At 60.4% G+C, this 26024-nt stretch carries 19 protein-coding genes; 7 read left to right on the top strand and 12 right to left on the bottom strand.

The window, feature by feature from the left end:
* Positions 1–57: 57 nt before the first annotated feature.
* From E5554_RS12410 to E5554_RS12385, 6 genes are all read right to left on the bottom strand, one after another.
* Positions 58–798 carry a dienelactone hydrolase family protein gene (locus E5554_RS12410; protein WP_136186963.1) on the bottom strand — a complete coding sequence of 247 codons (741 nt, stop codon included), beginning with the start codon at positions 796–798 and terminating at the stop codon, positions 58–60.
* A gap of 195 nt (positions 799–993) precedes the next feature.
* Positions 994–3813 carry a TonB-dependent receptor gene (locus tag E5554_RS12405; RefSeq protein ID WP_136186962.1) on the bottom strand — a complete coding sequence of 940 codons (2820 nt, stop codon included), beginning with the start codon at positions 3811–3813 and terminating at the stop codon, positions 994–996.
* A gap of 124 nt (positions 3814–3937) precedes the next feature.
* Positions 3938–5446 (bottom strand): glycoside hydrolase family 32 protein, encoded by a 1509-nt coding sequence (locus E5554_RS12400; RefSeq protein ID WP_247594248.1) that lies wholly within the window; start codon positions 5444–5446, stop codon positions 3938–3940.
* A complete protein-coding gene (locus E5554_RS12395; protein WP_210729740.1) occupies positions 5443–6768 on the bottom strand; it encodes a sugar porter family MFS transporter in 1326 nt (441 codons plus the stop codon). The genes E5554_RS12400 and E5554_RS12395 overlap by 4 nt, the downstream gene beginning before the upstream one ends.
* A gap of 55 nt (positions 6769–6823) precedes the next feature.
* Entirely contained in the window at positions 6824–7804 is a 981-nt protein-coding gene (locus E5554_RS12390; RefSeq protein ID WP_097383632.1) for an ROK family protein, read from the bottom strand.
* A complete protein-coding gene (locus tag E5554_RS12385) occupies positions 7794–7982 on the bottom strand; it encodes a hypothetical protein (RefSeq protein WP_136186961.1) in 189 nt (62 codons plus the stop codon). The genes E5554_RS12390 and E5554_RS12385 overlap by 11 nt, the downstream gene beginning before the upstream one ends.
* 512 nt (positions 7983–8494) lie before the next feature.
* Here E5554_RS12385 and E5554_RS12380 point away from each other — a divergent pair.
* Positions 8495–9646, top strand: a complete 1152-nt coding sequence (locus E5554_RS12380; RefSeq protein WP_048939532.1) for an ROK family transcriptional regulator — start codon at positions 8495–8497, stop codon at positions 9644–9646.
* A 138-nt stretch (positions 9647–9784) separates the two neighbouring features.
* Here the strand turns inward: E5554_RS12380 and E5554_RS12375 are convergent, their stop codons facing one another.
* Genes E5554_RS12375 through ptsP form a run of 4 tightly spaced genes read right to left on the bottom strand, consistent with a single transcriptional unit; the run spans position 9785 to position 16317 of the window.
* Complete coding sequence (locus tag E5554_RS12375; protein WP_247594247.1) at positions 9785–11134, bottom strand: carbohydrate porin; 1350 nt, start codon at positions 11132–11134, stop codon at positions 9785–9787.
* Positions 11135–11171: 37 nt separating this feature from the next.
* On the bottom strand, positions 11172–12872 hold the full coding sequence (locus tag E5554_RS12370) for a fructose-specific PTS transporter subunit EIIC (RefSeq protein ID WP_097383633.1): 1701 nt from the start codon (positions 12870–12872) through the stop codon (positions 11172–11174).
* Positions 12869–13819 carry a 1-phosphofructokinase gene (pfkB, locus tag E5554_RS12365; protein WP_247594246.1) on the bottom strand — a complete coding sequence of 317 codons (951 nt, stop codon included), beginning with the start codon at positions 13817–13819 and terminating at the stop codon, positions 12869–12871. Before pfkB ends, E5554_RS12370 begins: the two co-directional genes overlap by 4 nt.
* Positions 13816–16317 (bottom strand): phosphoenolpyruvate--protein phosphotransferase, encoded by a 2502-nt coding sequence (gene ptsP / locus E5554_RS12360; RefSeq protein WP_136186960.1) that lies wholly within the window; start codon positions 16315–16317, stop codon positions 13816–13818. The genes pfkB and ptsP overlap by 4 nt, the downstream gene beginning before the upstream one ends.
* Positions 16318–16447: 130 nt before the next feature.
* On the opposite strand from ptsP, the gene E5554_RS12355 reads away from it, so the two are divergent.
* The 4 genes from E5554_RS12355 to E5554_RS12340 all read left to right on the top strand — a co-directional run bounded on the left by E5554_RS12355 (position 16448) and on the right by E5554_RS12340 (position 21278).
* Entirely contained in the window at positions 16448–17455 is a 1008-nt protein-coding gene (locus E5554_RS12355) for a LacI family DNA-binding transcriptional regulator (protein WP_122928116.1), read from the top strand.
* Between the two features lie 4 nt (positions 17456–17459).
* Positions 17460–18299, top strand: a complete 840-nt coding sequence (locus E5554_RS12350) for a shikimate 5-dehydrogenase (RefSeq protein WP_097385642.1) — start codon at positions 17460–17462, stop codon at positions 18297–18299.
* Positions 18300–18329: 30 nt separating this feature from the next.
* Positions 18330–19325, top strand: a complete 996-nt coding sequence (locus tag E5554_RS12345) for a class 1 fructose-bisphosphatase (RefSeq protein WP_136186959.1) — start codon at positions 18330–18332, stop codon at positions 19323–19325.
* Between the two features lie 336 nt (positions 19326–19661).
* Complete coding sequence (locus tag E5554_RS12340) at positions 19662–21278, top strand: glycoside hydrolase family 32 protein (protein WP_136186958.1); 1617 nt, start codon at positions 19662–19664, stop codon at positions 21276–21278.
* Positions 21279–21439: 161 nt separating this feature from the next.
* Here E5554_RS12340 and traA read toward each other — a convergent pair whose 3' ends face one another.
* Positions 21440–24337, bottom strand: coding sequence for a Ti-type conjugative transfer relaxase TraA (traA, locus tag E5554_RS12335; RefSeq protein WP_136186957.1), 2898 nt, complete (start codon positions 24335–24337; stop codon positions 21440–21442).
* 172 nt (positions 24338–24509) lie between these two features.
* Between traA and E5554_RS12330 the strand changes: the two genes are divergently transcribed.
* Positions 24510–24836 carry a conjugal transfer protein TraD gene (locus E5554_RS12330; RefSeq protein ID WP_136185687.1) on the top strand — a complete coding sequence of 109 codons (327 nt, stop codon included), beginning with the start codon at positions 24510–24512 and terminating at the stop codon, positions 24834–24836.
* A complete protein-coding gene (locus E5554_RS12325) occupies positions 24742–25077 on the top strand; it encodes a conjugal transfer protein TraD (RefSeq protein ID WP_136185686.1) in 336 nt (111 codons plus the stop codon). The genes E5554_RS12330 and E5554_RS12325 overlap by 95 nt, the downstream gene beginning before the upstream one ends.
* Here E5554_RS12325 and E5554_RS12320 read toward each other — a convergent pair whose 3' ends face one another.
* On the bottom strand, positions 25078–26007 hold the full coding sequence (locus E5554_RS12320) for a HEPN domain-containing protein (RefSeq protein ID WP_136185685.1): 930 nt from the start codon (positions 26005–26007) through the stop codon (positions 25078–25080).
* Positions 26008–26024: the final 17 nt, after the last annotated feature.

Genomic DNA, 26024 nt, shown 5'->3' with positions numbered 1-26024 from the left:
AATCTATTTGATGGCTAACATGAGAGCCGGCCCATGGCATTCAACGCGTATTCGTATTCACAAGGCTCGCTGGAATAGCGCGATCGATGCCAAGAGCGCGCGCACAGTCAGAGCAGGATCATAGCGAGGACCTTCATCGCGCATGAAAGCATGGGCGGCATTGAACTCCAGCCATTCATAGTTCGCCCCGACGGCCTCAAGCCGCGAGCGGATCCTTTCGCGCCCTTCAAATGGAATATGAGGATCCTGCCGTCCCCATATGAACAGCGTCTCAGCGCGTAGCTCGATCAACCTGGCAAATGTATCGTCGCTTCGTCCTTCCCCCAATGTTCCGCTATGGACGTCCGTTGGATAGAAACAGGCTGCAGCCTTCACTCGAGAATCCAATGCGGCACGCAAGGCCAGATGGCCCCCAAGGCATTTACCGATCGTGCCGACGTGTCCGGTCGACGACGGATGAGCAGTCAGGAAATCAAGACCCGCACGGGCATCTGCATCGAAGGCACCGACTGGCTTGAGAAACTTGAGCGTATTGCCTCTGTCGGTCCCTTCAGAATTATATGGCAGGACCGTGCCCGCCTTTTCATATTCATGATAGACTTCCGGAACGGCCACCAGGAACCCGTGTCCGGCTAAAAATGCAGCGATCCTTCTGATTGGTGCCGTGACCTGATATATTTCCGAAAAAAATAGTAGAGCAGGAAACCGCCCCTCTCGAGCAGGGCGAAAAAGATGGATGCGCATCAAGCCACCCATATCGGTCACAACATCTTCAACTTCGTCGCCGAGAATAATCATAATTCCCCATGAACTTGCTTCAGACTGCCACGTAGTCTTTTGTTGAAGACTGCGCATAGGCCCATTCAAAACCGCGTGGGATAGTCTTTGAATACGTCAACCTAATAGATCGGATGATGAATCGATTCCAGAAGTCCGCTCTCGTGGTTTTGAGGGTGAGACAAGCACCTCACCCCCTACAACAATGCACCTGGATTACATTTTGGACCTGACACCCAGGCTGAAATAACGCCCCTCAACCCTAAGATCGCGGGGAAAATACTGAGTTTCGTTATAATAGCGATAATTGTTGAACGGCTTGCCCAGGATATTGCTCACATTGCCGACGATCGTAATTCCCTTGATCGCTTCATAGGAGGCGGAGAAATCGAGGCGCGAAATGCCGCGGGTAATTTCCCCGGCATATTGATCCTCGTTCGAGTTCCGGTTGTAGCTGTTGATGTAGCTCGAACGGTGATTGTAGGACAGACGCGCAGATACCGGTCCCTTCTCGTAGAATCCGGTCAGATTATAAGCCCATTTCGAAAGGCCGGTAATCCGTACCTGGCGAGCGCCTTCGCCCAGCACCGTTGGAAGTGCATTGGTGCCGTCGAGATAGGTGACGTTGGCCTGGACGCCAAAGCCGGACAGGAACCCTGGCAGGAAATCGAAGAAGGTCTGGAAGGACGCTTCGGCCCCTTTGATTTCGCCCTTACCGGCATTTTCCGGGCGGTTGATCTGGATACGGCCATAATCCGGGTCCATCACGTCCCGGGTGTAGTTGCTGATGAAGCCCTGGAGATCCCGGTAGAAGACTGCGAGTGTCGCCGACCCATTTTTGGAGAAATAATATTCGAGCGTCGCGTCATAATTTTTCGACGTCAGCGGCTTGAGGTTCGGATTACCGCCGTTGCCAAATGCGGCATATTGCGGCGGCGAGCCGTCAGGACCAGGGCTGTTACGGGTAATGTTGAGGGATGGGTTGAGTTGGCCGAAACTCGGCCGCGTCCGGGTCTGGTTATAGGCCAGTCGCACCTGGAATTCGGGCGTCAATCGGATCCGGGTCTGAAACGAAGGCAGGACATCAAGATAGTTCTGGCGCGATACCTGCGGGACGATCTGGGATGTGCCATCAGAGCCGTTTACCCGTGAGAAGCCGGAATAGCGGCCATCGGTGTTGACGACGCGAACGCCGAATGTACCGTCGACAGCGACATCCCCAAGGTCAAACTCATATTTGCCCTGGCCGTACATGGCATAGCTTTTTTCCTTGGCAGTGAAGCCATTGAGCGGATCGAACGGTATTTCCTCGGTCGCGAACTTGGTCACGGCGTCGCGGATACCACCGTCATTGGGGAACATGATCGTCAGTTGCTGCACAGACGCATAGGCCAGCTGCCGCAGCGCTTCCACATTGTCCCGGATGGAACCGCGGGTCGGTGCCAGCCAGTTCTGGAAGCGCTGCGGATCGCCGCGGAAACCATCATTGATGAGTTCAAGCTCGCCTGTCGGCAGGCTCGCGAGCGGGAGACCCAGGCCAGCCGTGTAGGCGTAGCGGTTGTTATTCTGCATGAGCGCAGTGCGGTCGCTCGCCCGAATGCCGACCTGGATCTTGGGCAGCCAGTCAAAATCGGTATCGAGATCCAGGTCGAGCCGTCCCTGCACGCCATCACCCTTGGTGACGAAATGCCGCTGATAATAGCCGCGCCAGATATAGTTGGCGGGGTTCGTCTTGTCGAAGTCACCCAGATCGAAGATGGCCGAACCCTTGACGTCCCATTCAACATTGATCGTCGGCGCGCTGGCGAGCTGGCCATCGACGCTGTCTTCGTCCGCCTCATATTTGCTGTAGGTGTAGGCGAAGTCGCCCGACAAGGTGGCTCGGTCGGTCTTCCATTTGAATCCCAGTGCCGCCTGATAGGTGTCGGTCTGGTCGTCCTGGGTGGACCGGAAGAATTCGGGCACATAGCCGCCGGTCTTGGTGAAGCTTGCCGCCTTGAGGGGCTCGCCTTCGACTAGGACCACATTGCTCAGTGTCGGGGCGATGCCATCGATGCTGCGACGCTCGAAATTGACGTTGAAACCATCGCGAAGAACCTTGCCCCGATAGGCCTGCCAAAGGCCTTCCGCATAGATTTCCAGATCGGGGGTCGGTCGCCACTGGATCGCGCCATTGATCGCGGGCCGATGCCGAACGCCCTTCTCGTAGAAATTGCCGGCATTGGCAGGAAAGCGGAAATTGCCCACGCCTGGCGTCGTAACGGTCATGTCATCGGCGGGGTCATCAGCACCAAAGCCCAGCGGGCTGATGATAGCGGAATCGGCATAACGATCGGCGTTGCGGTAGGTCATCCGGACATAGCTGAAATTGACGAGCGCACCGATCTCGCCGATCGGCGTATCCCAGCGCTTGGTCAACAGGAGGTTGGCGGAAGGGTCGAAGGCCTTGGACTGGTCATTATAGGATCCGCGCACTTCGCCGGCAATTTGCGTGTCCTTGACGTCGAACGGCCGACGCGCACGCAAATTGATCAAGCCGGCAAGCCCTGGCTCGATGAGATCGGACGTGCCCGATTTGTAGACCTCCAAACCTGCGGCCACGCCAGCCGGGAAATCCTGCAGATGCAGTACACGATCATCAGCCGTGAAGAATTCCCGTCCGTTGAAGGTCGTGTTCACGTCCGGAAGTCCACGGACAAGCACCACACCCGCCTCGTCATTATAGCGTAGCACCTGCACACCCACGACGCGCGAGATCGCTTCAGCCGCATTATTGTCAGGAAGCTTGCCGATATCCTCCGACACGATCGCATCGACAATCGCATCGGACTGGCGCTTCATGTCCTGCGCAGAGCCCAGCGCGGCACGATAGCCCGTTACGACAATGTCTGGAACCGACGCGGAATCGATCGTCTCCTCGCCTTTCTTCTTTGCCGAAGCCGCGTTACCGCCTGCATCCTGCGCGATGGCCGGCGCAGCCAGCAGAAGCGATGCGAGCGACGTTGATCCAAGTAGTGCCACTGCCTTGAAATTCATGATTATCCTCCCTTTGTTTATTGCTATGCAGGCCGCGCGAAGCTGCGTTCCGACTGTCCATGCAGCGGAAATTCAAAATCATCCGATGGTGATCGAGCTGTTCAGCTCTCGTGTGGCGTGATCGTCAGCGGGACACCTCCGGCCTGATCGGCCATGCAGTGATATCCATGATTGCAGGTGCGCCGCGCGCAGAAGCGCTCCAGCGCAGGGTTCCTGAACCGCGAAAGAAGCGATCAGTGATCGTCTGCTCACCATCGTTGATGAACAGCTCGACGATCGATTCATCCACAAGCAGGCGAAGAGACACCCTGCCCTTACTCAGGTCAACCGGCGCCACATGACGGTTTGCAAACCCGTCGTGGAAATGTGGGCCAGAGCGCGAACGATCGATGAAGACCTCGTTTACCGTCGGATTGACGCCGATCACCATCTGATAACCCTCGCCATCGGTCAGCGTGATCGCCACCTGCTCGCTTTGTCCCAATGAAAGATTGGCCTGAAGATCAATGGCACCACCCTCGACGGGGAGCGGAACGGGTTCTTCGCCCAGCGACAATTGACGCACGGCCTGTTTGCCGCCTCGCAACTGTTCCAGTTCCTGCACCGGCCGCTGCGTCAGCCGATAGCCCTCGGCGGATTTCCTCAGGGAAATGCTGCGCGGTACAGTCATGATGCCGCGGGCGGGATAGGTGGGTATCGCCTCGGCATAACGCCAGTCATTGGCCCATCCGATCCAGATGCGGCGAGGGTCGTCCTTGGGAAGATCATTCCAGGCGACCGCCGCGTAGAAATCGGCGCCATAATCCGTCCAGACCGGTTCCCCGCCCCACCCTTCGACAGGCGTGAAGCGACGACCATCAAAGTCGCCCACGAAATATTGGCCGCCCGAACCTCCGCCCACAGCCTGGTCGCCCAGATTGACGCTGAGCACCCAGCGCTGCTCTCCGGGTTTTCCGCCTTCGACGGGAAGGAGATTGAGATCGGGGCATTCCCAATTTCGTCCTCGGCCGCCCGCCGGACCGAAACTGCTGGCAAAGGTCCATTGCCTGAGATTGGGTGACGTGAAGATGACGGCGCGATTCTCGGTCGCCATGACAGCGACCATGACCCATGACTTTGTCGGTTCATGCCAGAAGATCTTGGGATCCCGAAATTCCGGCGACCCGACACTCAGCACCTCGCCATGTACGGTCCATGTTCGTCCGCGGTCATTGCTGTAGGCAAGATATTGCGACTGCAGCTTGGCTTTGGGATTATGACCGGTATAGACCGCGATCATCGGCGGCTTGCCGTTGCGTCCCAGGCCGCTGCTATTCTTCCAGTCGATCGCTGCGCTGCCGGAAAATGCCATGACGTCGGCGGTTTCGGGGATTGCGACCGGCAACTCCTCCCAGGTCACAAGATCCCGGCTGACGGCATGACCCCAACTCATATGTCCCCACCGGTCACCGTGAGGATTATATTGATAGAAGAGATGATATTCGCCTTCGAAATAGACCAGACCGTTAGGGTCATTCATCCAGTTGCGCTTGGGTGCGAAATGATATGCCGGGCGAGGATCGGCTCGCTGCGCCTGGGCCGCGGCCGGAACCATCAGAGCTGTAGCGGTCATCAAGAAAAGCGTCCTGATCATGCCTGCGCACTCCCAAGATCCATGTCTTCGAGCGCGACACCGTTGGTTTCGGGCATCGCTTTCCAGGTCCAGATGAACTGGAGCAGCATCATCGCGCCAAAGAAGGCAAAGACCCAACCACCGACCCGGGCTGCAAATACGGGAAAGGCCCAGGTGATCGCAGCAGCCATGACCCAATGGGTCGTGCTGCCAAGCGCCTGCCCCTTGCCGCGCACCGCGCTGGGAAAAACCTCGGAAATGAACACCCAGATGACAGCGCCTTGCGACACGGCAAAGGCGGCGATGAAACCCAACAGACCAACAAGGATCAACGTGCCGTCGGGATCAGAGCTTTCCAGCTGATAGCCCACGAGAAGCAGGGCTACGGCACATAGGATCGACCCGGTGTACAGGAGTGGCTTGCGACCGAAGCGATCGATCAGAAACAGCGCCAAGATGGTAAAAACCAGATTGGTGCCGCCAATGGCGATAGACTGCAGCAGCGCGCTGTCAGAGCCTGCACCGGCCAGTTCAAAGACACGCGGCGCGTAATAAAGCAGCGCGTTGATACCGGAGAGCTGGTTGAACATGGCAATTGCGATGGCGCAGGCGACCGGGCGAGCATAGGCGGCCTGAAACAGGCCCGGTGCGATGGATCGATCAAGACGGGCCTCGGACTCCTGGATATGACGAAGTTCATCCGTCGGATCGAGAAATCCCAGCCTTTTCATGACGCCCAGCGCCTGCGGCCCCCGCCCATGAATCGCCAGCCAGCGCGGGCTTTCCGGCAATAGGAGACTAACGCCAAGGAACAGTGCTGATGGAAGGGTGACGATGCCGAACATCCACCGCCACGCGGTTTGTTCAGGGGCGAGATTGGCGATCAGGTAATTGGATAGAAAAGCAATCAAAATGCCCATCACGATGTTGAGCTGGTTCAGCGCAACAAGCCGCCCTCTGAAACGCGCTGGAGAAACTTCGGCAATATAGATCGGCGTAACCACCGAGGCAGCGCCAATCGCCAGACCTCCCAGGAACCGAAAGGCCAGGAGCGTGCCCCAGCTGCCCGCCAGGCCCGTACCGAGCGACGACACAACATAGCAGATCGCAACTGCAAGCATGACCGCACGCCGACCGAACCGGTCAGCCGGCGCGCCCGCCACCAGCGAGCCGAGTACGGTACCGATCAGAGCGGATGCAACCGTAAAGCCCAGCATGCCATCGCTCAGGCCAAACCGCGCCTGCAGCGCCGAGGTCGTGCCAGAAATCACGGCAGTATCAAAACCGAACAAGAGGCCACCAAGCGCCGCGCCGGCCGCGCTCAGGACGATTGCACCGGTCACCCGAGCGTCGCTCGGCGCTGCCATCCTGTGAGCCGCGTGATCCGATAGGGAAGGACTATGCAAGTGCAGCTCCTGAGAGAGAGGATTGATTGGAAGATGACGGAAGTTCGACAGACCAGTGCATCGGCCACTGGCGTGTCGCGGTCCGATAGGCGAGCGCGAGCGCGCCGGTCAGTCCCGCCGATGCGCCCGCCGTGGGCGCGGCGATATAGTCGTCCATTTCGAGGGCGCGCATGCTGGCGTCATAGCCGGCAAGTTTACCGTTCAGAGCGCGCCGTACGCGCTGGTACATGCCGGGAGACTCCATGACGCCACCGCCGATGATGATACGGTCGGGGCGCACGATGTAGGTCAATGTCGCGCACAGGCCGGCAAGATAGTCCGCTTCAATCTCCCAGCCAGGATGATCTGGGGGAAGTTGCTCAGCTGGAACACCCCAGCGGGCGCGCATTGCTGGGCCGCAAGCCAGACCTTCAAGGCAATCGCCATGAAAAGGACAAATGCCCGCAAAAAGCTCATCGCCCGCAGCACGCGGCAGTCGGATATGCCCCGCCTCGGGATGATTAGCGCCGCCATGAGGCGCACCATCGATCAGCAGACCCACGCCAATGCCGGTTCCAACCGTCACATAACAGAAGGTGTCGAGCCCCTGCCCGCTGCCGAACAGCTTTTCGCCGACTGCCGCACAGTTGACATCGGTATCGAGCGCCATCGGCGCATCGATCGTCCGGGCAAAATGACCAAGCAGGTCGACATCCTGCCACCCCGCCTTGGGCGTCGATGTGATCGAACCATAATCCTGCGCGACTGGATTGAGAGACAGGGGACCAAAGCTGCCGATCGAAAAAGCGGACAACCGTCCCAGGTCGAGTTCGGCCTGCTCGAAGAATGCGGTGGCCGCACCCAGCGTATCTGCAGGGAGCGTAGTGGCGATCCGTTGCTGCCGGATGATGCGCCCATTGCGGTCGGCGATGCCGCAGAGGAATTTCGTCCCCCCCGCTTCGATACCGCCCAGAAGAAGATTGTCATTCTGCATGTTTTACTCGCACGACAAGCTGTTCCGCACCCAACAGGGCCGAGGAGGAAGCTTTAAGGAGGAAGAATTGACTGCGAGCGTGGCGCGCCGCCTGCTCCACACACGACCAGAAGCAGGAGACCTTCGAGGCGCCATGCAATCTGCGGAACAAATTATGTGGATCGGCCTTCACGATCATCCTCTTCCCTGTTCTGCAGCACGTATTCGTGCTTGCAAGCCGCCCTTGCGACTCCATTAAATCTACAAATGTGATTTAGTCTGTCAATCACATTCTTTGCGATTGTGAGAGGGCCCCGTACATCCCAAAAAAATGGGGGAGGATCTGGGCTGAAAGCCCCTCTCCTCCCCCCTTACATTTCCAGCGTGCAGTCTGGAAACTGGGCACTTCCCGTCCGGTTTGGACGAGCTTTGTCGGGTTGGTCAGGCGCTCGCAATCGAAGAAAGGAGAGGTTCTCAGCCGCTGCGCGCCCGCAGGTCCGAATGAAGCCAAGTGACAAGGAACTATGCTGTCCGCTCTGCCATAGTCTCAAGTTCGAATCCGCTACCTGACAGACTAGATCTATCAATGTGATTTAGTCTGTCAAGCAGCTCTTGCCGTCACTCGCCCTTGCCAATTGCAGCAATGCTGTTCCAAAACTACCGCCCCTATCGCGCATCATCTTGCTGCCGGTAAAATGAGCGGAGTCGAAGGTGAATAAGCGTGGCAGCAATGCGGTGGGCGTCCGGCGGTATAATGAGCGCCTCATTCTCGCGACGATACGACGGCTCAACGGTGCCTCCAAAGCCGACCTTTCCCGGATAACCGGCCTCTCACCGCAGGCCGCTGTCCGAATTGTCGAAAGCCTTGCTGAGGAAGGGCGACTGATAAAGGCCGGAAAGCGCACAGGAGGCATGGGACAGCCGTCGATTATCTACCGGATCAACGGAGGCAGTGGTTGCACCATCGGAGCTGAAATCGGCCGCGACCGGCTGGTTTGCACCATGCTCGATTTTGATGGCCGCATCATCGCCTGCGAAAGCACGACCACATCCTATCCCAGCCCCACCAGTGCTGTGGAGCATATCCAACGCTTTGCGCAAAAACATATGCCGCAGCTAAGGGAAGAACAGCGCGAAGGCTTTCTGGGTTTCGGCATCGCCATGCCCTGGTTCATCGGCGAATGGCGCGAAGAGGCGGGCATCGCGGCTCAGCAGGCCGCTGCCTGGGCAGCACCAGAGCTCGAAGAGTTTTTCCAGAAGGAATTGGATGGCCCGGTCATCTTCGAAAATGACGGCAATGCAGGCGCTCTTGCCGAACTCATGTCGGGATCAGCCGCAGGTCTGACCAATTTCCTCTATGTCCATATCGGAAGTTTCGTTGGCGGTGGCCTTATCCTGAATGGAGAGATCAAGCGCGGCAAAAACGGCAATGCTGGGGCTCTTGCCTCAATGCCAATTCCTCAAGGCACCAGCACGGACTTCCTGCTACACGCCGCCTCCCTGTACCAGATGATAACCAGCGGGCAGGACGAACATAATCCGGCTTGGGAAGCTTGGCTGAAACGCTGCGCTGAGGCGCTGGCATTCGTAATTATTAGCGCGAACAGTCTCCTAGACCTTGATGCCGTGGTCATCGGGGGCGGACTATCACATGCCCAGCTACGCACCCTTTCAGAACGCGTCAAAAATACTATCCAAAAGACCGCCCCCCGCGATTTTTTCTGTCCAGAGCTGAAGATTGGCGAGAATGGGGAAAAGGCTCCTGCGATGGGCGCTGGCCTGCTTCCGCTATTCTCTACCTACGCACCAAACCTGATTTCCTTGCTCAAAGTCGATGCCGTCGCCTCCTTGACGGAAGTATAATCCTCAATTCGTCTAAACCAGATGTTCTCATCTTTGGAATTGCAAAGCCGCGCCCGTCACATTCCAATTTAGCCTATCGGCGGCTAAAACACACGATCAGAAAAATGATGATTGCAGATCAATGCAATCATGATGGCATTAGCGGAACAATAGTTGCATCGCATCTACGGTGAATTTGAACCCCAGGATGAAGGCATTCCGGATGTTCCGCGTGCGATCGGGGGCCCCGGTCTGGTCAGTATGCAGAATATATTGCAGGTTGGGCGACAGACGGATTGCCGGGTTGACCTGAAATCCATAGGCCAGCTCCATCATATATTGATGGCGACGAATATCGGCGCGCCCGCCCGCCGCAACCCGCGCGGCGCTCATCCGCTGCATCGCCAAGTCGCTGAAACGCTGATCGTTGATGGCGAAGCCGATCGTGTCCTGATCGCGCCCGGCGAAGGTGCCGGTCTGTACGATCCCCATGCCAAGATAACGGCTTTCCTCGACCTGGCCGGACAGGTTGGTCATCGCCACGCCAAAGATGCTCAGCCCCCGCGGCGAGGCGGGATCGGGACGGGTCAACTGCTGATCGAAGCGAGCATAGAGGCCCGACCGCCCATTCCGCGTCGCCGCCGGCCGCCCGGTCAAAATTGCGATGCCACCCTGATCATCCCGCAGCGGATCGGCATAGTCGCCACGATCAAACCAACCGCCCAGAATATAATGGCTCGGCAGCCGATCATCGGCGGAATCCCGGCTAAAGCTTAATTCCCAGGGTATGATCACCCCGGTCGCATTCTTCGTGCTGAAATTGAAACCATGGTCGCTTGCGCGCTTGCGGTCCGGGTTCACTTCGTAAACGCCGGTATGCAGCATGATCTGCGGCGTCACATGCAGCTTGGCATGGGCCATCCAACTGGATGCCGGGAAATAAGTGAAATTGCTGTTCTTGAAGACGAAGGTCGGGTTGCCGCAGGCCGAATTGGTCTGAAAATGGCAATAGATCGGCGAGTTGAGGAAATGGATATTCGCCTGGCTGCGCCCAGCCTCGATATCCAGTCGCCCGTCCAGGAAGCTCTGCTGCCAGGTCAATATCGCGAGATGGGTATTCTGGGTGCCATAGATTTCCTGCACTGACGTATTATTGCCGATCGCCATGGCGGCCAGATTCTTGCCATGGCGATTGGTGACGGCAAAATGAAGCGTCGCGCCATCGATCCCGATCATCCGGTCAAGATCTAGATCGGCGCCGACATAGACCTGCCCGGCATGGGCCGCGTCGCGGCGAAGCCCGCCCGAGACATTGGTCGCCGCCTCGCCGGTATAGCTGAGCGACAATGTCACCCCCTTCCCTGCCAGCGGTTGCCATTGGGCCGGCGCGTCCGATTGGACCGATGGCGGATCGACATCGGCAACCGCCTGATCCTGTGCCAGCGCGACGGGCGCGGTACAGGCCATGGCGCCGGCCATGCAGGCGGCACCCATCTTCCTGAAATACATGAATAGCCTCTCCGATTATCGTGACGCGTTCGGGGCGTCAGGCCTTGATTTTTGCTATGGGACGCTTGACCAGCCCGACCAGCAGCGCGCTCACCAGCGTGCCGGCCAGAATGGCCAGCGCATAGACGCCGACATGGGTAACCGCGCCGGGGATCGGCAGCACGAACAGCCCACCATGCGGCACCTTTAGCTCCACGCCCATCGCCATGGAGATGGCCCCGGTCACAGCCGAACCGGCCATCAGCGCCGGAATGACCCGCAGCGGATCGCGCGCGGCAAAGGGGATTGCCCCTTCGGTGATGAATGCCAGGCCGAGGACCGCGGCGGCCGCGCCGGCTTCGCGCTCTTCAGGCGTGAAGCGATTGCGGAACAGTCGAGTGGCGAGCGCAACGGCGAGCGGCGGCGTCATGCCAGCTGCCATGGTGGCCGCCATCGGTGTATAGACCTGACTGGCGATCAGGCCGACCGAGAAGGCATAGCCCGCCTTGTTGACCGGCCCGCCCATGTCGAATGCCGACATCGCGCCCAGGATCAAGCCCAGCATCAGCGCACTCGACCCCTGCATGCTGCGCAGCCAATCGGTCAGGAAAGCCAGCGCCGCGGCAACCGGCGTGCCCACGGCATAGAGCATCAGCAGACCGGTCAGCAGCGTGCCGAGCAGCGGCAGGATGAGGACCGGCTTCAATCCCTGCAAATTCTTGGGCAGCTGAATCAGGCGATTGAGCCAGTCGACGCCATAGCCCGCGATGAAGCCGGCGACGATGCCGCCGAGGAAGCCCGCGCCCAGATTGGCGGCCAGCATGCCGCCGATCATGCCCGGTGCAATGCCGGGGCGGTCCGCAACCGAATAGGCGATATAGCCCGCCAGCGCCGGCACCATCAGCACGAATCCGCCCTTGGCGCCGATTTCGAACAGGGCATAGGCCAACGTGCCCTTCGCTGCCGCATCATTGGCGTGAATACCGCCCAGCGCGAAGGCGAGCGCGATCAGCAGGCCACCCGCCACCACGAAGGGCAGCATGAAGGACACGCCGGTCATCAGATGCTTATAGGGGCCGGCGCGCTTCGCGCCCGATGTCGCGGCGGCAGAGTCGGCCGGTTGCGATGCGCTCCCCTCGCCACCCTGTATGGTCGCTTCCGCCAGCGCCCGCTCGATCAGCTTCGCGCCACCGGTGATGGCGGGCTTGGTATTGCCGGCGAAGACGCGCTTGCCGGCAAAGCGGCTGCGATCGACCTCTCGATCGGCGGCGATCAGCACGATGTCGGCGGCAGCGATTTCCTCGGCCGTCAGCGCGTTGCCCGCGCCGACCGACCCCTGCGTCTCGACCCGAATGGCATAGCCAAGCTGGCGCGCGCCTTCGGTCAGCCCCTCGGCCGCCATGAAGGTGTGGGCGATGCCGGTCGGGCAGGAGGTGATGGCGACGATGCGCGGCACGGCGCTCGACACGCCCGCTACCTTGCCCCCGTGCAGCGCGGCGACGGGATCGGCCAGAACCGCCTCCAGCGTCAGGCGGCGATGCGGGCGGTTTTCCGACGGGGCGTCGGCGCCTTCCGGTGCGATCAGCAGCAGATCGCCGTCCGCGTCGCCCGGCAAGGGATTGACGATCCCCTGTGCGGTCCGCAATTCGATTTCGATGGCCTGGCCACTGGCCTTTGCGGCCTTGCGCAGCGCTTCGCCGACCAGGACGCCGGCGACACCGGCTTCGCCGGCATCCACCACCGCGAAAATCCTGCTCATTGCGTCTCTCCCATCAGAATATCCGTCTCCACGCTGGCCGCCAGGGCTTCGATCTCGTCCCTTGTCGGCAGATGCGGTCCGGCACGGCCCAGCTTGCCGACGGCAAAGGCGGTGGATAGACGCGCGATACGATCCAGCCCCGCGCCTTCGATCAGGGCGGCGGCCAGACCGGCAACCATGGCATCGCCTGCACCGACCGTGCTTTCCACACTGTGCGCGGTCAGGCGCGCGCGCAGCATTTCCGAGCCGGTCAGGAACAGTGCGCCCTGCGCGCCCATCGACACGGCGATCAGGTCGACGCCCCGGTCCAGCAAACCGCGCGCGACGTCGGCGATCTGATGCGGCGCATCGACCGGACCATCATGCCATTCGGCCAGTTCATGCAGATTGGGTTTCAGGATGGTCGGCAGAACCGGGCCGGCGAGTGCATGGCGAAACGCCGGGCCGCTGCTGTCGAGCAGGACGAGAGCGCCCCGCGCCCGCAGCATGGCGGTAAGGGAGGCATAGATATCGGTCGGACAGCCGGGCGGCAGGCTGCCCGAGAGGATGACGAGATCGCCGGCCCCAACCTGTTCATCCAGCGCCGCAATGACGGCATCGATGCGCGCTTCGGTTGCCGGGGCGCCATTCATGTTGATGTCGGTCGTGCCATGGACATCGACCAGCTTCAGATTGACGCGCGTGCTACCGCCATGGCGCTGGCAGCGGTCGATGATCGACTTTTCGGCAAAAAGCGCATCGAAGGGCGCCACATTGGCGCCGCCCAACAGGCCCATGACGGTGACGGGCACATCCCAGTCGGCCAGGCAACTGGCTGCGTTGATCCCCTTGCCGCCGGCATCCTGCCGCACGGAACGCGCGCGATGCACCTCCCCGGGAACGAGACGGTCGAGCATGACCGTCTGGTCGATCGCCGGATTGAGCGTGACGGTGAAGACGGCCATCATGCCCCCTCCCCATCCAGCGCGCGCACATCGGCGGCGCTTGTCGCGTCGAGCGCACGAGCGGCGAGCCCCTGAAGATCGCCAAGGCTGCTGGCGCGGAGCCGTGCCTTTACGGCAGGAATGTCGCGCGGGGTCATGGACAATTCATGGACCCCGAGGCCCGCCAGCAACGCCGCGCCGAACGGATCGCCGGCAATGCCGCCGCACACGCCGACCCAGCGGTCATGCCGGCGCGCGCCCTCCACGGTCATGGCGATCAGGCGCAGAACGGCCGGGTGCAGGCTGTCGGCCTCGCTCGCCAGTTCCGGATTCTGACGGTCGATGGCGAGTGCATATTGCGTCAGGTCATTGGTTCCGATCGAGAAGAAGTCCGCGTGCTCCGCCAGCGCATGGGCCTGAACAGCGGCGGCGGGGACTTCGATCATGATGCCGATGGGAACGGCCGGTGCAGCCAGTTCCGCCCGGATCGCTTCACAACGTTCCCGCAGGATCACCAGTTCGGCCGCGGATGTGATCATCGGGAACATGATCGACAGATCGCCGCCCAGCTTCGCCGCGCGATACAGGGCGCGGAGTTGCGGTTCCAGCAGGTCGGGCCGACGCAGCAACAGGCGAGCGCCACGCACCCCCAGGAAGGGATTCTCCTCCTTCGGCAGGTCGAGATGCGGCACCTGTTTGTCGCCGCCAATGTCCAGCGCACGGACGATCAGCGGCCGATCACCCAGCGCGTCGATCATCCCGCGATAAATGGCGCATTGTTCCTCCTCGCTCGGGCTGTCGCCGCGTTCGAGGAACAGGAATTCGGTGCGCATCAGCCCGACCCCCTCGCCGCCCTGTGCCATCGCGAAGGCCACCTGATCCGGGCGGTTCACATTGGCGCCGATCGCCAGATCATGTCCGTCGCTGGTCCGTGCCGGCAGAGCGCGCTCCGCCTCTTCGGCGGCGCGTCGCGCCGCGATCTCCTCGATCCAGGCGCGGGCGGAGGCAATGTCCTGCGCCGAGGGATCGAGCCAGATACGGCCGCTATCGCCATCGACGATGGCGGTCGTGCCGGCCGCCTGCGTCAGCAGATCGGCCCCGCCTGCCACGACCGACGGCAGGCCGAGCGTACGTGCCAGGATCGCGCTGTGCGACGTCGGCCCACCCAATGCGGTGGCGATACCCGCCACGCGGCGCGTGTCGAGCGTCGCCGTATCCGATGGCGACAGGTCCGTCGCCACCAGCACACAGGGCTGATCGGGCAGGTCGGCCAATGTCCCTGCGCTGAGCGCCGGATCAATCTGGGCTAGCACGCGCCGGCCGACATCGTGCAAATCGGCGGCGCGTGCAGCCAGCACCGGATTACCCAGTGCCGAAAGCTGTCCTGCCATGCGATCGATCGCCTGATGCCAGGACCAGGCGACGCCATGGCCCTCCACCATCAACTGACAGGTAAGCGTGATAAGGTCAGTATCGTCCAGCAACCCGGCCTGCGCCGCGAAGATCGCGGCATCCCCCGCACCCAGACGGCGGGTGGTGTCATCGACCAGCGCCTTCATCTGCGCCCGGGTGCGCACCAGCGCATCGTTCAGCAGCGCGCCGCCCGCGACCAGATCGACCGGCTGGTCGGGCACGTCCAGTTCCGCCGAGGCCAGGATGTGGACGGGACCAATGGCGAGGCCGGGGCTGGCGGCGACCCCGGCGATCATCGCGGGATTGCCGGCCGGTTTCCAGCCGCGCACCGGCGCCTTCGCCTTTTCGGCGGCACGGGCGGCATCGGCGTTCTCACGAACCGTGAGGTTGGTGACGGTCCGCATGAACTGGTCCAGCGTGTTCCTGTCGCTCGCCGAAATGGTGGCGCGTTCGCCTGCCTTCAGCCCCAGTTGCAGCAGCGAGACGATACTGCGCGGATCGGCCATGTCTCCGTCGTGGCGGATGCGTATGGGCGTAGCCAGGCTCTTGGCTGCTTCCGCCCAGGCTGAGGCGGGCCGGGCATGCAGACCAGCAGGATAGTCGACCGTCCATTCGATCCGTTCGGCCAGATCCTCGGCAGCAGGCCGGGCCTCGCTGGGGTTGGCGTCTTCATGGAGGGCAGCGGCAATAGCCGCCGGATCGTCGGTGGCGAGAAGGGCCGCCAGGCGCGCCTCATCCTGAATCAGGCGGGTGAGGCGGCGCAGGATCGCGATATGACTGTCGGAACTGGCGGCGATACCGACAATGAGATGGGCGCGCTGCCCGGGATTCCACTCAATCCCTTCGCGCAGTTGCAGGACCACGATCCCGTCGTGGCGCACCAGCCCTTTGTCCTCACCCAGGCCATGGGGAATGGCGACGCCCGACCCCAGATAGGTGTTTGCCACCGCCTCCCGCCGAACCATGCTCTGTTCATAGCCGGGCGAAACGCAGCCAGCGGCGACCAATATCTGGCCGGCCTGGAGGATGGCGGCCTCCTTGTCGGACGCCTGCGCATCGATGCGGATCAGATCTTCATGGCGAAGCACACTTAGGGGGTCGGCAGTCATGGCTCTTCAGTATCCTCTCTCCTCTCAAGAAAACGTTTTCTCATGATTCTGTCAATACACTTGCATTTACCCCCTGCGATCGGCCATATCTCGGGCAGAATTAAGAGAGGATGAGGAAAACGATTTTCCCATGACGGTCGGAATCAAGGACGTAGCGCGAGTGGCCGAAGTATCGCCTGCCACCGTCTCCCGGGTACTTTCGGGGCGTGCGGTTGATCCAGCCATGCGCGACAGGGTGCTCGCAGCGGTCAGGACAACAGGCTACCGGCCCAACCTCGCGGCCCGTCGGCTCCGTTCGCGCCACAGCAACACGATCGGCCTCATCGTTGCAGATATCCGCAACCCCTTTTTCACGGCAGTGTCTCGCACGGTCGAGGATATCGCCTATGAACGCGGCCTGCGGGTTATATTGTGCAATACGGATGAAGATCCCGCCAAAGAGGCGATGTATCTCCAGTTGATGCAGGAGGAACGGGTGACAGGGGTGATCCTGGCACCCACTCGGCAAGGCGCCAAGAAGGCATCGCAGACAAAGGCAGAGCATCCCATCATCCTGATCGATCGCGTAGCAGCGACGACCACGGACTGCGTCGTGCTCGACAATGATGCGATGGCTCGCACACTGGTTGCCCATCTGCATGCGCAAGGGTTCAGGTCCATTGCCGGCCTGTTCGGCGCAGCCAGCACCACGGGTGCCGAACGACGCGCCGGGTTTGAGCAGGCAGCCCAAATGATCGGCATCCCTACGCGATCCCTGTCTGTGCCGCATGGAGAGGGTGAAGCGGAGAGGCTGGTCAGCGCTCTCCTGCAAACGCCTGATCGGCCCGAAGCGATCATTGCGAGCAATGGCCTGATGCTGATGTCGGTATTGCGAGCCGCACATGCGCTGGGCCTGAGCGTTCCCGGCGACTTCGCATTGGCTGGGTTCGACAATGACAGCTGGACGGAATTTGCAGCTGATGGACTGAGCGTTATCGAACAACCCGTGGAGGAGATCGGGCGCACCGCCATGGCCATGCTGCTCGACCGTCTCGACCATCCGAACGCCGCCGCTCGTAAGGTGGTTCTGAGCGGGCGTCTCATCATCCGCGGATCTACGATCCGTCGTGAAAAATCAGCAAGCCAGAATGGGGTATGAGGATATGAAACCGCCAATCGGCAGGGACACCAGATTGTGCATGTCGCTGTCAGGTCGCCCTGGTAACGCCGGATCCCGCTTCCACAATTGCCTCTATGAGATTCTGGGGCTGGACTATGTCTATAAAAGTTTCAGTACACAGGATCTGGCAGCTGCGATCGGCGGCATCCGCGCGTTGAATGTGCGCGGCTGCGCCATTTCCATGCCGTTCAAGGAAGCGGTCATTCCTCTGATCGATGATCTTGAAAGCTCAGCCCGTGCAATCGACAGCGTCAACACCATCGTCAATGATGATGGCCGGCTGACTGGCTACAACACTGATTATGTTGCGGTTCGCCAGCTTCTCGAGAAGCGCATCGAAAAACCGGTACCTTTTCTACTCCGAGGAAGTGGTGGAATGGCGAAAGCCGTCGCGGCCGCGCTTAGAGATGCTGGCTTCGCCAACGGCACGATCATCGCGCGCAACAAAATGGCCGGGCAGGCGATCGCAGACCAATATGGCTTTTGCTGGCAGGCTGATCTACCGCCGGATAGCGCACCACTGCTGATCAATGTCACGCCATTGGGTATGGAGGGCAAGGACCGAGACGCCTTGGCGTTCCGCGCAGAGCAGATCGCGGCCTGCAGCACCGCTTTCGACGTCGTTGCCCAACCGGTCGACACCCCTTTCGTCCGCGCAGCCAGAGCTGCTCGAAAGAGCGTGATTTCCGGCGGAGAGGTCATCGTCCTGCAAGCGGTGGAGCAATTTATTCTTTACACGGGCGTGAGCCCCGGCGCCGACGATATCTATGAAGCAGCGCGATATGCCCACGGCGCAGACGTCGCTGCACGAATAGCTGATTAAGCCCCCTCCCCCTCAATGCAAAGGCCTACCATGCAAGCCATCTCCCTCAGCCGTTTCCTGATCGAGCAGCAACGCCAGGCCCAGGCTTTGCCAGGAGAATTGCGCCTGCTCATCGAAACGGTCGCACGCGCCTGCAAGACGATCAGTCACGCGGTATCCAAGGGCGCACTGGGTGAAGTTCTTGGTAGCCTGGGCAGCGAGAATGTTCAGGGAGAGGTTCAGAAAAAGCTCGATGTCATTGCCAACGAGCTATTGCTCGATGCCAATGAATGGGGTGGCCATCTGGCAGCCATGGCTTCCGAGGAGATGGAGACCCTCTACCCTATCCCCAACCGCTATCCCAAAGGCGAATATCTGCTGCTGTTCGATCCGATCGACGGCTCAAGCAACATTGATGTCGACCTGAGCGTCGGAACGATCTTCTCCGTACTCAAGGCACCCGAAAATGCTTCAGGGCGCGAGGTAACAGAGCAGGACTTTCTGCAAGCCGGCATACATCAGGTCGCAGCCGGCTATGCCATATATGGACCACAAACGCTGCTGGTTCTGACAATTGGATCTGGCGTCTATGAATTCACTCTCGATCGTGAAATCGGCTCATGGCGGATGACCGACGGCCCCATGCAGATGCCCAAGGGCAATCGCGAATTTGCCATAAACATGGCGCGTCGCCGCCAATGGTCGCCGCAAATCATACGCTATGTCGACGAACGAATTCAGGGGGCGGAAGGGCCTTTGGGCAAGGACTATAACATGCGCTGGACGGCCTCGATGGTGGCCGATGTACACCGCATCCTGAAAAGAGGGGGTATCTTCCTTTATCCTAAAGATGCCCGCCCGGATGGTACGGCCAGACTACGCCTGATGTACGAGGCAAATCCGATGGCCTTTCTGGTAGAGCAGGCAGGCGGCGCAGCCATCGACGGCGAACAGCGACTGATGGAAGTCCTGCCGTCAAAACTTCATCAGCGCATTGGGGTGATTCTGGGTGACAAGGAGGAAGTCACATCACTGCTGAGGGGCTGAACACCCAAAAACAAAAAGGCGCCTCTCCGCATAATATACGTAATTTCAAAAAGTTAAATCAAAAAAAAGCGTCAACCATCCAATCCTGCCAGCGATCTTGAGGCAACTAAATCACATATATAGATTTAGTTGCCTCGATCATGGAAAGCATGACGCCGCACAGGATGGAGAGGGTGATGAAGGTGCATTCCGTCAGACGCAGTTATCTGACCGGCACGCAGATATCGCGAGCCTCTCCCTCCACCTGAATGCAATCAAAACATCCTTGCGATGCACCACGAGCGTGCATGCCAGCGACAATCAAAAAACAAAAAAGTTTGAGAGAGGAGTAGGCCGGTGGCGATTACCCCCTTTTATTCACGCAGACAAACATTGGAAATGCTCGCCGCCTTTCCAATGCTTTCATCCTGCGGCAGCGAAGCAGAACCTGCAATTGGCGCAATGCCTGTATCGAGTGGAACCCCCGATTCTACTGGTTTACCAACGGCAACCCCGATTAGCGAACGACCACGATATCATATCGCGGCCCCGGCAGGAGGCTGGATCAACGACCCACAGCGCCCTGTGCGAATGGGAGATCGCTGGACAATTTGGGCGCTCTTCAATCCAACCTATCCCACCGATGGCACTGAATGGCGCCGCTGGACCTCAACAGACCTCGTCACTTGGCAGGATCAAGGTATATCGATCCCACGCCGCACAACATCCTTTGGAGACATCTGGACCGGGAGCGCGGTTGTCGATGTCACCAATACTGCCGGATTCGGCCCCGGCGCACTGATCGCGCTCGTTACAATGCCCGCAGACAATGCCGCCGGGCAAAACCAGTCCTGCGCACTCTGGTACTCTCTTGATGAGGGTGCCAGCTTCACCTTTCACGACATCGTGCTACCCAATTTCCCAGGCAACAGGCAGTTTCGCGACCCCACTGTTTTCTGGCATGAGACCAGCGGCAATTGGATTATGACGCTGTCAGAGGAAGGCAAGATCGGCATCTACACTTCGCCAGATCTCAAGCGATGGACGTATTCCAGCGGTTTTCTGTCAACGGTCGTCGGTGGCGTGATGGAATGCTCGCATCTCTTCAAACTGCATCTCTACAATCCAGATGGCACAACTTCGGCAGATAAATGGGTTTTGCTGGTAGGCGGAGATGGGACGGCTTCCGGCTTCACGGGTGGAACCTGGTATTGGGTAGGCGAATTCGATGGCACGACCTTCACGGCCAGCGCTTCCGACGGCCAATGGCTAGATGGCGGAGGTGATTTTTACGCGGCCGTTATATGGAATGACCCTCAAGCTGCCGATCCCATTGCTTGTGCATACTCAATGGGATGGATGAACAACTGGGCATATGCAAACCAACTACCAGCAACCCACGATTATCGAGGTCAACTCAGCATTGTTCGCGAATTGCGCTTACGACTGATCAACAATGCACCGCGGCTTTCTAGCACCCCTCTACCAGCACAGAACAAGATATTCGCGCTTACTGCCCAGGGCTCTGATCAGACGATTGCAGATGGTTATGATTATATCTGGCCCGACAATGCTAGAATGGTTGCGGGGCGGATCGACCTCACGCTCAACCGGATCGGATCGGCTTGGCCATCAATAGTGTGGCTATCCGTCCGCGGAGGTTCCGGTTACTCCACTCAGATCTGCTTTGAGCTAGGTAATAATAGGGCATTTATCAGACGCGTGACCAGTGGCCCTGAAGCGCCTGACAGCGAGGCGTGGCGCCTAGATCGAAGTCTGCCATGCGATTTTTCGGAAGGTGTAGTAGACGTTAGCTTATTTATCGACATTTCGTCCGTAGAATTATTTGTAAACAATGGAGAAGCTACGCTATCTCAGCTTATCAACGCGCGCATAGCCGACACGTCTTTGAATCTAACGACTGTACACGGTAGTGTGCTGGTATCAAAAGTTTCAATATCAAGTTACATCTAGCGGCACACATCATCGAACAATTACGTACCGACGTCAGCATATGGAATTTCATGTGAACATAAGCTAACCAATAACTGCTTCTTCCGTCAGTTTGCTCCGCGCCACCTTAAGATGAATCGTCATCATCCTGATGGCGTGGCTTGTCCGGGCACGATCAGGTCCTAAAGCCCAAGGCCACGGCCTAGCGAGCGTCCGAGATGCCGCTGGAGATCCTGCGACAGCGATTGGCCGCTTTGGGAGGACAGACCGAGCTCTTTGGTGCGATTGCGCAGCAGCGACTCCAGCTGTGGATCGCGCTCCAGCCCCTTGGCCATGCCCGCCATCGCTTCGCGCACCTTCCCGCTTGCGCTATGGTCGCCACTGCGGCTGAGCGCCTGACGCTGGCTGTCGCTGCTTTGCCAATCGGCAATGAAGCGATCTGCGCGCTGCTGGCCAGCGACACGCATGTCCCGCTCCACCTGCATCTGCCTGATGGCATTGCCACTATGCCCGGCGGCCGCTTCATGGACGAGCCCGCGGTCCTTACCAAAGGCAGCGCTCAGATCCTGCGATGCCTGGGGGCGCAGCGCATCGAGCGCGTCGCGCGCCCGCTGGGCAGCCTGTTGCTGCTCGATCAGCGGCTCATAGCCCTGGGCGCGCATGGCCTGCTCTTGCTGCAAGGCCCTGGCATAGTCCTGAACCGCCTTGTCGAACGAGGGCATGGCCGGTCGCTGGTCCAGCGGCGCGGCATTGAGCTTCAGCCCGGCGAAGATACTGCGCTTTGGCTGAAGCGGGGGCTCGGCCTGGGGTTGATGCGGTGGCTGGGGCTGGGCCTGCTGCGGTGGCTGTGGCTCGGGTTGGGGCTGCGCCAGGCTCGCCGGCTCCGGCCCGCGCCCATAGTCCGATGCCATATCCTTGCCACGCTCGCGCTCGAGCGTGCGCACGAGCTTTCCCTGATTGGCAAAGTCATCCTTGCCATAATGAAGATTGACGGTTTCGCGGTGACGCGAGAGCGCGACATAGCTGGCATGGCGATCGAGCCCTGGGGTTGCCAGCACATGCACCTTGTCCACCGTCATGCCCTGCGCCTTGTGGATGGTGGCGGCATAGCCATGATCGATATGGGCATAATGTTTGGTGTCGAAACCCACTTGGCGCCCATCATCGAGCGATACCCGCATGTGCGCCTTGTCGACATGGGCGATGGTGCCGAGCGTTCCGTTCTTCACCCCAAGGCTGCGCTCATTCTTGAGGAACATGATCCTGTCTCCGTCGGCAAAGCTTCGCGCGCCGCGCTCGACAGTGAGGCTGACATCCCTGCCCAGTTCCCCAGCCCGCTGCAGTTGCTCACGCGCCGCCTCGTTGAGGCTGCGCACCTCGTCATTGGTGTGGGTAAGGATGATGCGGCTGGCTTGTGGGTCGGCGATGCGATCGCGGTCCCACCGCTCGATGAGGTCACGCCGCGCATCCTCGCGCGTCTCGGCGGCATGGACATGACCATGGTCGCCATAGGCGGCGATCGCCTCATGGGTGCGACCGGTCGCCAGCGCCCTGGTGGCCTCGCGCTGCCAGTCGTGCGCCTGCCGGCGGATCGAGCTGATCTCGACGCTGCCATGGCGCTCGGCAATGGCGCGGAACGAGGCACCGGCCTCGATCGCCTGCAGCTGCTGGGGATCGCCGACCAACACGACCTTGGCACCATGCGCCTCCGCTTCCTGGAACACTCTCTCCATCTGACGCGTGCCGATCATCCCTGCCTCGTCGACCACCAGGATCGACCTGTCGGTCAGACGCTCGCGATCCTGCGCCCATTGATGCTCCAGGCTTGCGATCGTGCGCGAGGCTATGCCCGACCCGCTTTCCAGATTTTCCGCAGCGATGCCCGAGAGCGCAGCACCGCGCACATCATAGCCGGCCCGCTCCCAGGCATCGCGCGCCACGCCCAGCATCGCGCTCTTGCCGGTGCCGGCATAGCCGATGACATTGCTCAGCCCCTTGGCGCTGGTCACATGCTCGAGCGCGCCGCGCTGTTCGGCCGAGAGGTCGAGCCCGCCTGCGCTGGCCTGTGCCAGCGCCCGTTCGACATGGCGATCGGCCAGCCCATGATGGCGCCGCGCGTCGAGCGTGGCGGTGGCCTTTTCCAGCCGCTGTTCGGTCTCCAGCATGGACCGTGAGGTGAACCGCGCCTCCCCTCGCCCATCCTTGCCCAGCGCCACCAGATCGGGCGAGGCTTTGACCGCCGCCATGACCCGATCAAATTGTTCCTTCCCCTCGCTATGGCGGTGAACGAACATGGCAAGATCACGAGTGGTGAAGGTCGCCTGATTGTGGGTGATGCCATCGAGCGCAATGCCCGGATTGGCGAGGATCTTCTCGCCATTGGACCGGGCGATCTCATGATGCTCTTCGATCCGCTCGCTGACTTGGCCCGCTTCCCCCATGCGCGCCGCGGCCGGGCCGATCTTGTGCTGGGGCTCGAGATCAATGCCCTGGGCTTCCAGGCTGCGATGATCGATGCGTGCATCGATATCTAGAGCAGCCAGGCGCTCATTGACATGCTCCGCCCAGGCCTCGCGCCAATGGCTGAGAAGCTGCGTGCTGTTCCAGTCGCGAACCTTGGCGCCAAATCCCTCTGGCGTCACTTCGCGCAAGGTCAGCATCACATGGGCATGGGGCTTGGCCAGTCCATCGGCGCCGATATCCCAATGGACATTGAGATCGGCGACCATGCCGACATCGACGAACTCGCGCTGGACGAAGTCGCGCGCCAGGGCGATGCCCTCAGCCTGCGACATTTCTCGGGGGATGGCGAACTCCACTTCACGCGCCAGCTGCGCGTCCTTGCGGATCTCGGCGGCCTCGACATCATTCCACAGCTGCTCGCGATCGCGCCATTGCTCTGGCGCGCCATCGGGCAGCATCACTTCGCTGTGGACGACGCCGGCCTTGTTCGAAAAGTCATGATCGCGCCCGAACAGCATATCGAACAGCGAGGAGCCTGAGCGATAGGCGGCCGAGGCGACCGCCGAGCGGCCGGCGGCGCGCGAGATGACTTTGACCGAGAGATGGTAGATCGCCATGACGGCCTACCATTTACACCTCAAGCAGCACGTCGGCACGACGTATAAGCGCGCCCTCAAAAGATTTCATCAGTTTCGGGATGACGAGATCCCAGGAAATTCCAGCGCATTGTGACTGATCGAGACGGTCGATAACGCCGGGGGTCTGACACCAACAGCGAGGCCATATTCCATGCGCAGACCACGGGACTATGACGCAGAGCTCAAGGCTCTCACCGACAAGGCACGACAACTTAAAGCCCGCAAGCAGAGCCAGCTGGGTGAACTGGTGATGGCGACCGGGGCCGATGGGCTGAGCGCAGAGGAACTGGCCGGCGCATTGCTTGCCGCTGCCAGTACAACCGAAGCCCCTAGGCGGGAGGCGTGGCGCAGGCGGGGCGCGACCTTCTTTTCAGGACAGCGGCATGATGCTGGGCCGGGCGCTGGCGACCAGCCGGGCAGCACTGCGCCGGGTGACGGTCGCGCGCCATCGCCTGCAGCTGAGCCAGGCGCGGCATGATCGGCGGGACTGGCAGATGAAGCGGCGCGAGCGCACCCGGCATCTGATCGAGCTTGGCGGTCTGGTTGTGAAGACTGAGCTGGTCACACTCACCGATGATGATCGCGCGGTGATGCTCGGGCTGTTTGGTGAAGCGGCGGCGCGCTTGTGCACCGATGAGCGCGAACAGCTGCTTTTGCTTTGGCGCCGGCGGGGGCAGCGCATGTTTGCGAGCGATGTATTGGCTGGAAAGCCTGAATGATCAGGCGATAACGCCGGCAGTCCGCTTCAATTCAGCAATGCGTTCAGCGCACACTTCATGCACGACGCGGCCAAGCTCCTCGACCTGTTTGCCAAGCCAGCTGAGTTCCTCTTCACTGATCTTGTAATGCTTGGAATAGCGGGCCTTCACATAGGCTTCCTTCAGCTTCTCGAACCGCGCCCGATCGATATGGCGCTCGCTCGGCCAAACATAGGCCAGCCGCCGGTCGATCCGCTCCGCCTGTGTGCGCAGGAAAGCGAGATTGTGAACGTGTGGCGTATAGGAGCAGCAGACCAGAAGGACGCAGTGATAGAGGCGTTCGGCCGCCTGGTGGAGGTCAAACGCCGCCTTCTTGAATTTCCCACGCGCTTGAGCGTCGGTGTATCCGTCATGGAAGTCTGAGGCGCTCGGAAACCACTCGTCAAAATATTCCTGCGCCATGGCCAGCGCCTTGTCCGGCGTCTTGGGCTTTGGCGTGTGCAGTTCCCTGTCGTCGCTCTCGTAAAGGGCGATGCCGTCCTTCGCCACATCCATGAAGAAATAGCGGCCATGGGCGAGGCCATCATTCACTTCCTGGAGGGTATGGACGATGAAATTGACCGGGGTCTTGAGCGTGGCGGTGATGCCATATTCGCGCATCAGCCGCTCATCGACTCCAAGCCAATATTTGACGCGATCGGTCAGCCGCTGGTCGTTGACGATGATCAGCAGATCATAGTCCGATTTATAGCCCTTGGCGGTGTGCGGCTCGTCTACCCAGCTGCCACGGGCATAGCTGCCATAGAGGATGATCTTCTGGATGCGGCCCTTCTTGCGCCATGCCTGGGTGGCGAGCGCGAGCCCGTCCTCGAATTCCTCGAAGATGATCTGCACGACGCGCGCCAGTTCGCGCTGCTTGTCGGCGGGAAGATGATCGAGATCGTTACGCATGGCATAGCCACCCTGTC

It is taken from the genome of Sphingobium sp. PAMC28499 (assembly GCF_004795815.1).
Classification (GTDB): Bacteria; Pseudomonadota; Alphaproteobacteria; order Sphingomonadales; family Sphingomonadaceae; genus Sphingobium; species Sphingobium yanoikuyae.
The sequence above is the reverse complement of the archived record's forward strand: the minus strand, read 5'-3'. Positions and strand labels throughout refer to the sequence as shown.

Coding starts and splice junctions, on each gene's coding strand:
- E5554_RS12410 (WP_136186963.1), bottom strand. CDS start 798: ATGATTATTCTCGGCGACGAAGTTGAAGATGTTGTGACCGATATGGGT.
- E5554_RS12405 (WP_136186962.1), bottom strand. CDS start 3,813: ATGAATTTCAAGGCAGTGGCACTACTTGGATCAACGTCGCTCGCATCG.
- E5554_RS12400 (WP_247594248.1), bottom strand. CDS start 5,446: ATGATCAGGACGCTTTTCTTGATGACCGCTACAGCTCTGATGGTTCCG.
- E5554_RS12390 (WP_097383632.1), bottom strand. CDS start 7,804: ATGCAGAATGACAATCTTCTTCTGGGCGGTATCGAAGCGGGGGGGACG.
- E5554_RS12385 (WP_136186961.1), bottom strand. CDS start 7,982: ATGATCGTGAAGGCCGATCCACATAATTTGTTCCGCAGATTGCATGGC.
- E5554_RS12375 (WP_247594247.1), bottom strand. CDS start 11,134: ATGTATTTCAGGAAGATGGGTGCCGCCTGCATGGCCGGCGCCATGGCC.
- E5554_RS12370 (WP_097383633.1), bottom strand. CDS start 12,872: ATGAGCAGGATTTTCGCGGTGGTGGATGCCGGCGAAGCCGGTGTCGCC.
- pfkB (WP_247594246.1), bottom strand. CDS start 13,819: ATGATGGCCGTCTTCACCGTCACGCTCAATCCGGCGATCGACCAGACG.
- ptsP (WP_136186960.1), bottom strand. CDS start 16,317: ATGACTGCCGACCCCCTAAGTGTGCTTCGCCATGAAGATCTGATCCGC.
- E5554_RS12355 (WP_122928116.1), top strand. CDS start 16,448: ATGACGGTCGGAATCAAGGACGTAGCGCGAGTGGCCGAAGTATCGCCT.
- E5554_RS12350 (WP_097385642.1), top strand. CDS start 17,460: ATGAAACCGCCAATCGGCAGGGACACCAGATTGTGCATGTCGCTGTCA.
- E5554_RS12345 (WP_136186959.1), top strand. CDS start 18,330: ATGCAAGCCATCTCCCTCAGCCGTTTCCTGATCGAGCAGCAACGCCAG.
- traA (WP_136186957.1), bottom strand. CDS start 24,337: ATGGCGATCTACCATCTCTCGGTCAAAGTCATCTCGCGCGCCGCCGGC.
- E5554_RS12330 (WP_136185687.1), top strand. CDS start 24,510: ATGCGCAGACCACGGGACTATGACGCAGAGCTCAAGGCTCTCACCGAC.
- E5554_RS12325 (WP_136185686.1), top strand. CDS start 24,742: ATGATGCTGGGCCGGGCGCTGGCGACCAGCCGGGCAGCACTGCGCCGG.
- E5554_RS12320 (WP_136185685.1), bottom strand. CDS start 26,007: ATGCGTAACGATCTCGATCATCTTCCCGCCGACAAGCAGCGCGAACTG.